This window comes from Chitinimonas sp. BJB300 (assembly GCF_002735695.1).
Taxonomy (GTDB): Bacteria; Pseudomonadota; Gammaproteobacteria; order Burkholderiales; family Chitinimonadaceae; genus Chitinimonas.
In genome coordinates this window covers 1-5964 of the sequence record NZ_PDZH01000177.1, presented here as the reverse complement: position 1 = coordinate 5964, position 5964 = coordinate 1, and the positions used below count along the sequence as shown (strand labels likewise).

At 57.1% G+C, this 5964-nt stretch carries 5 protein-coding genes and 1 pseudogene; 1 reads left to right on the top strand and 5 read right to left on the bottom strand.

Annotation, left to right across the window (positions count from 1 at the left end; translation table 11 throughout):
* Positions 1-157: pseudogene (locus tag CSQ89_RS19330) on the top strand (IS3 family transposase); the annotation flags it as partial.
* Between the two features lie 71 nt (positions 158-228).
* Here the strand turns inward: CSQ89_RS19330 and CSQ89_RS19325 are convergent.
* The 5 genes from CSQ89_RS19325 to CSQ89_RS19305 all read right to left on the bottom strand — a co-directional run bounded on the left by CSQ89_RS19325 (position 229) and on the right by CSQ89_RS19305 (position 5528).
* Complete coding sequence (locus CSQ89_RS19325) at positions 229-630, bottom strand: cytidine deaminase (protein ID WP_099407676.1); 402 nt, start codon at positions 628-630, stop codon at positions 229-231.
* 94 nt (positions 631-724) lie between these two features.
* Positions 725-1969, bottom strand: a complete 1245-nt coding sequence (locus CSQ89_RS19320) for a phosphopentomutase (RefSeq protein ID WP_099407675.1) — start codon at positions 1967-1969, stop codon at positions 725-727.
* 110 nt (positions 1970-2079) lie between these two features.
* Positions 2080-3399, bottom strand: coding sequence for a thymidine phosphorylase (gene deoA / locus CSQ89_RS19315; RefSeq protein ID WP_099407674.1), 1320 nt, complete (start codon positions 3397-3399; stop codon positions 2080-2082).
* 59 nt (positions 3400-3458) lie between these two features.
* Positions 3459-4238 (bottom strand): deoxyribose-phosphate aldolase, encoded by a 780-nt coding sequence (gene deoC, locus CSQ89_RS19310; RefSeq protein WP_099407677.1) that lies wholly within the window; start codon positions 4236-4238, stop codon positions 3459-3461.
* A 15-nt stretch (positions 4239-4253) separates the two neighbouring features.
* Positions 4254-5528 (bottom strand): NupC/NupG family nucleoside CNT transporter, encoded by a 1275-nt coding sequence (locus CSQ89_RS19305; RefSeq protein WP_186293410.1) that lies wholly within the window; start codon positions 5526-5528, stop codon positions 4254-4256.
* Positions 5529-5964 lie beyond the last annotated feature (436 nt).

The following is a 5964-nucleotide window of genomic DNA, read 5'->3' as shown; positions in this document are numbered from 1 at the left end:
CCGGCTAGGCCCGTGGAAAACCGGAGAAGCGGTGGAGCTGGCTACGTTGGAATGGGTGGCATGGTTTAACCACCACCGCCTGCTAGAACCCATTGGTTATATCCCGCCAGCAGAAGCTGAGGCAAACAATTACCAGCAACTCGCTAAAACACTTTAACGAAATACCCTCCTCATAAAACCCGGGGCGGTTCACCTTTACCGGATGCGCAATTAGATCGTGAATAGGTTCTAGGAATTCGGGTCGAGATAAAACGCCTTGGGCAGTAATGCGCCCACGGTAGTGACATCGACATGTTGCTTAAGGTTGGCCAGGATAACTTCCATGTCTGGCGTGCCCAGTTCGATCATCACCTGGCGGCATGCACCGCAAGGGGCTACGGGCCCATCGGTATTAGCCATCACAGCCATCTTGGCGAAATCGCCCGGGCGGTAACCGGCCGCGATAGCAGTGAACAGGGCGGTGCGTTCAGCGCAGTTACACAGGCCGTACGACGCATTTTCGACATTGCAGCCATGGAAAACCTTGCCATCTTTGGTGAGCAATGCCGCACCCACCAGAAACCGCGAATACGGGGCATAAGCCTTTTGGCGGGCATTGGAGGCTTCTTGAATCAGTTGTTGATGGTTCATAGGTCTATCCACGAAAAAATATCAAATTGAGGTTGGCTCTGGTGATCAATCTGGATGCTGCTTGGACAAAGTCTGTTGCTTTACCATTACCCAACTACGGTGCCGATAAGGTGGCATCGTTGGTGCGAACCAGCATGAGTGCGCCATGTTCAAAATGGCTAAGGTCAAACCAGTTGGCGATGCTTTGGCCGACATCGGCAAAGCTTTCACGCACACCAAGACTGCCAGCAGGAACCTGGCGGCCGTACAGCAAAACCGGAACATGTTCACGCGTATGGTCAGACCCTGGCCATGTTGGGTCGCAGCCATGGTCGGCAGAAATCACCAGTACATCATCGTCGCGTAGGGCGGCCAGACACTCGGGCAGGCGGGTGTCGAAATATTCCAGCCCGGCCGCATAGCCTGCTACGTCGCGACGATGGCCGTAGCTTTGGTCGAAGTCCACAAAGTTGGTCATCACAATGCTGTTGTCCGGCATCTCGTGGATGGCAGTGAGCGTTGCATCCCATAGCGCATCAAGCCCCGTCGCTTTGATAGCTTGCGTGATGCCGACATTGGCGTAGATGTCGGCGATCTTGCCGATCGACAGCACATGCCCCCCGTTATCGGCCAGTTTCTTCAAAACGGTAGGTGCGGGTGGTGGTACGGCAAGGTCGTGCCTATTGCCGGTACGCTTGAAGCTTTGTGCATCCTTCCCCAGGAATGGGCGGGCGATGACGCGGCAGATGTTGTAGCGATCGACTTCTTCGCGAGCAATCTCACAAAGTGCGTAAAGGCGATCCAGGCCAAAGGTTTCTTCGTGGCAGGCAATTTGAAACACCGAATCAGCCGAGGTGTAGAAAATCGGTTTGCCGCTGGCCATGTGCTCTTCGCCCAGCTGTTCCAGGATGGTGGTGCCGGAGGCGTGGCAGTTGCCCAGGTAGCCGGGCAGGTTGGCGCGCCGCACCAGGTTGTCCAGTAGCTCAGGCGGAAAGGTATCGGTTGGCTTGTCGAAGTAACCCCAGTCGAACAATACGGGGACGCCTGCTAGCTCCCAGTGGCCAGACGGTGTGTCCTTGCCGGACGATTGTTCTCGGGCGGCGGCATAAGCGCCGATCAGCTCTGGCGAGGGCGACAAACCAGCGGGCAGGCTGCCCGAGGCTAATTCACAGGCCAATCCCATCCCCAAACGTTCCAGATGAGGAATCTTCAGGATGCCTTGGCGGCCTAAATCGGCTTTTCCCTCGGCGCACCATTGCGCAATGTGGCCCAGGGTGTTGGCGCCGACATCGCCAAACGTGACGGCATCGGGCGTTGCGCCAATGCCGAGCGAATCCATGATCAGGAATATGACACGCATGGGTAACTCCATGGGTTGAAGCAAAGGGGGCCACTAGCTTGTGGTGTGCCACCCGTGGTATTGCCGGCGAGAGTCGATAACGGCGAAGTTGCAAACTCTCGCATTAATGTCTAGCTGATGTCGCGATAGACGACTGACGGCAGAACGGGTGCTTCCGCAGCCAGCTGATAGGCTGCCTGCACCGAAGCAATGGCCGCCTGGGCCGCGGCTTCAGTTCTGGCATGCACAACCGCTAGGGTTTGCCCGGCTTCCAGCCGTTTCCCAAGCTCAGCCAGTTCGGACAAGCCCACTGCGTAATCGATATTGTCTTCCGGCCGGTAGCGCCCACCGCCCAGGCTGACAACTGCCAAGCCCAAGGCACGGCAATCAACTGTGCTGACATAACCACCGGTTGGTACCTTGATAGGTACGATCACAGGGGCGGTTTCCAGATAACGGTCTGCTGCTTCCATCAAGTCAGCCGGGCCGCCCAGTCCGGTGACCATGCGCGCGAAGCGCTCGGCTGCCGCGCCCGAGTCCAGTGAAGCCTGCAGTTTTTGGTGTGCTTCGGCATCGTCCTTGGCCAAACCACCGACCAACAACATACGGGCTGCCAGCGCCATGGTAACTTCGTGCAGGCGTGCTGGCCGTTGCTTGCCAGTCAGGTAGTCGATGGCGCAACGAACTTCAATCGCGTTGCCGGCACAAGGGGCCAGCGATTGGTTCATGTCGGTAAGCAGTGCGGCAGTCTTCATGCCTGCGCCATTGCCTACGCTGACAATGCTTTCCGCCAGTTCGACCGACTTGTCGTAGGTTGGCATGAATGCGCCGGAACCCACCTTGACGTCCATTACCAGGGCATCAAGCCCGGCGGAGAGTTTCTTCGACAGAATGGATGCGGTAATCATGGCGACCGATTCCACCGTGGCGGTGACATCGCGTACCGCGTAAATGCGCTTGTCGGCAGGGGCCAATTGGGCAGTCTGGCCGATGATGGCGACGCCGATTTCACGCACTACCCGGCGCAAGGTGTCGATATCCGGTGCGGTGTTGTAGCCCGGAATGGCATTGAATTTGTCGAGTGTGCCGCCGGTATGACCCAGGCCGCGTCCCGAAATCATGGGTACATAGCCACCACAGGCCGCCACCATCGGGCCCAATAACAATGAGGTCAGGTCGCCAACACCGCCGGTGGAATGCTTGTCTACCACGGGGCCGGGCAGATTCAGCGAACGCCATTCCAGCACTTGGCCGGAGTCGCGCATGGCTTTGGTCATGGCGACGCGTTCGGGAATGCTCATATCGTTGAAGTACACAGCCATCGCCAGGGCGGAAATCTGGCTGTCGGTGACTTGTCCGTTGGTGATGCCCTGCACGAAAGCAGCGATTTCTGAGTCGGTCAGCGCGTGGCGGTCACGCTTTTTGCGGACGATTTCCTGTGGCAAAAACATGGGTTCTCCTTGCTTGTTCAGTAATGCATGGTGCTGGTTAGGCACCACGGTTTTTTCAATTAGTAGCCGTTGGTTTGGCTATTTGGCGTATGCCCCAGCGTGGTCAACAAGCTGCCAAGCAAGCTGGATGCACCGAATCGGAACGTGGTGGGGCCAACCCAGCCCAGGCCCATGATACGGTCGGCCAAGGCAAGGTAGGCTGCGGCATCGGCTGCGCTGCGCACACCACCAGCCGCCTTGAAGCCAACGGGTCGGCCACTTTGCCGAATGGCTTGCAACATGATTTCGGCTGCTTCCAACGTGGCATTTACGGGCACTTTGCCGGTTGAGGTCTTGATGAAATGCGCACCGGCTGCAATCGAGATTTCGCTGGCTTGGCGAATCAATGCCGCGTCTTTCAGTTCGCCACTTTCGATAATGACTTTCAGTATCTTGTCACCTACAGCTTCGCGGCACTGGGCCACCAGGCGGCGACCTACTTCTGCATCGCCAGCCATCAACGCCCGGTAGGGGAAGACCACATCGACTTCGTCTGCACCATCTGCCACCGCAGCGGCAGTTTCCGCCGCGGCTTGGTCTGGATTCGGCAGACCTGCGGGGAAGTTGGTGACTACCGCCACCGGCAACGTCAAGCCATTGGCGACCAACGCGGCCTTTGTCGCGCGTAGCAGGCGTGGATAAACACATAGCGCAGCAGGGGTGCCGACGGGGGTGTTGGCGGTGCGCGCCAGCGCTTGAACCGTCGCTTCCGTATCGCTGTCATTTAGCGAGGTGAGGTCCATCAGATGCAGGGCACGCAGAGCGGCTGCGCTCAATTGGTTTCGCGTTAATTCAGTCATAAGCATCCCAAAGAATCATTGCATCGACAGGAACAAGCCGGCAATGGTGGCACTCATCAGATTGGACAGCGTACCAGCTGCCACAACACGCAAGCCATACCGTGCTACTTCCGACCGGCGCTCGGGCGCAACCACGCTGAAGCCACCCGTCAGGATGGCAATCGACGAGAAGTTGGCGAAGCCGCACAGGGCGAATGACAAGATGGCCAGGGTGCGAGGGTCGAGCACCGTCAAGCCGGCTGCGGCAACGCTGGCGGCATCTTGCAAGTAGGGCGACAAGCGAACGTAGGCGACGAACTCGTTCAGAATCATCTTCTGGCCCAGGAAGTTGCCGGCGATGGAAGCTTGTTCCCACGGCACGCCAATCAACCAGGCCAACGGTGCAAATACGTAGCCCATCAGCACTTCCAGATTCATCGTCGGGTAGCCGAACCAACCCATGATGCCGCCGACAACACCGTTCAGTACCGCGATCAGGCCTATGAAGGCAATCAGCATCGCACCCACATTAAGGGCAATCTTCAGGCCCACTGCCGCACCAGCTGCCGCGGCCTCGATGGCATTGGCGGGCTTGGTTTCCTCGAAATTCACATTATCAATCACCACTTTGCTGAGTTCGGTCGTGGGGCAGATGATCTTGGCGAACAGCAAGCCGCCCGGTACCGCCATAAACGATGCGGCAATCAGGTATTCCATCTTTACCCCCAATCCTGCGTAGCCCGCCAGCACCGAGCCTGCTACCGCTGCCATACCGCTCGACATCACGGCAAACAACTCGGGTCCGCTTAGTTGCTTGGCAAAGGGTTTGACGACCGCAGGCATCTCGCTCTGGCCTAGGAAGATGGTGGTCACCGCAGAAAAGGATTCGATCCGGCTGACGCCCAGCAGCTTCTGGAATAGCGTACCCAGGATGGTGACAATCCAGCGCATGACACCCATGTAGTACAGCACCGAAATAAAGGCGGTGACGAAGATGATCATCGGCAATACGCGCAGGCCGAAGATGAAGCCATTTTTGCCGAACACCTCAAACATCTTGCCATCGACCAAGCCGCCAAACAGGAAAGAAATGCCATGGTTGCCATATTCCAGCACATGGTTGACGGCGCTGGCGGCACCCGCCAATGCATCCTTACCCAACGGTACAAACAGAATCAGCGCGCCAATGGCGATTTGGGCTGCCAAAGCAGCAAATACGGTGCGCGGTCGAATGGCTTTGCGGTTGTTGGAAATAACAAAAGCGAGCAGCAACAATACTGCTACACCCAGCATGCTACGGGCGATATCCATGATTAAAAGCCGTCTCCCCGGCGGTTTGATTGTGAAGCTGAGTTTGCAAATTCAGAAACAGCAGATTTGCTTGTTTTCAGGGGCGCAGAGTATAGCTGTGGGCACGACATTTGAGTGAGTACGCCCCGAAGTCAGCAGCCCAGCGGCAGGGGAGAAAAGTACGCATTGCACAGCTGCTGCGACTTTGGATGTGGTCGGCGTCTTTAAGATAATCGCTAGATTTTTTAATCAGTATCAAAAATGGGTAACAAAAATAAGCCCCCAACTCAGCGGGAGGGAATAGCCGCTGGGTCGGGTTGTAGCTTACTCACTGATGTTACGCAGTGCATACGATAACCTGTCGCCATGAAGAACAAAGAACTCGATTTGTACACCGACTATTTGCTGAGCACGTTTGGCGCGGCGACAGCAACGGGCTTGTCGGCGATGGTAGGTG

Bases quoted from the DNA above. Each gene is read 5' to 3' on its own strand.
- CSQ89_RS19325 (WP_099407676.1), bottom strand. From the start codon at position 630: ATGAACCATCAACAACTGATTCAAGAAGCCTCCAATGCCCGCCAAAAG.
- CSQ89_RS19320 (WP_099407675.1), bottom strand. From the start codon at position 1,969: ATGCGTGTCATATTCCTGATCATGGATTCGCTCGGCATTGGCGCAACG.
- deoA (WP_099407674.1), bottom strand. From the start codon at position 3,399: ATGTTTTTGCCACAGGAAATCGTCCGCAAAAAGCGTGACCGCCACGCG.
- deoC (WP_099407677.1), bottom strand. From the start codon at position 4,238: ATGACTGAATTAACGCGAAACCAATTGAGCGCAGCCGCTCTGCGTGCC.
- CSQ89_RS19305 (WP_186293410.1), bottom strand. From the start codon at position 5,528: ATGGATATCGCCCGTAGCATGCTGGGTGTAGCAGTATTGTTGCTGCTC.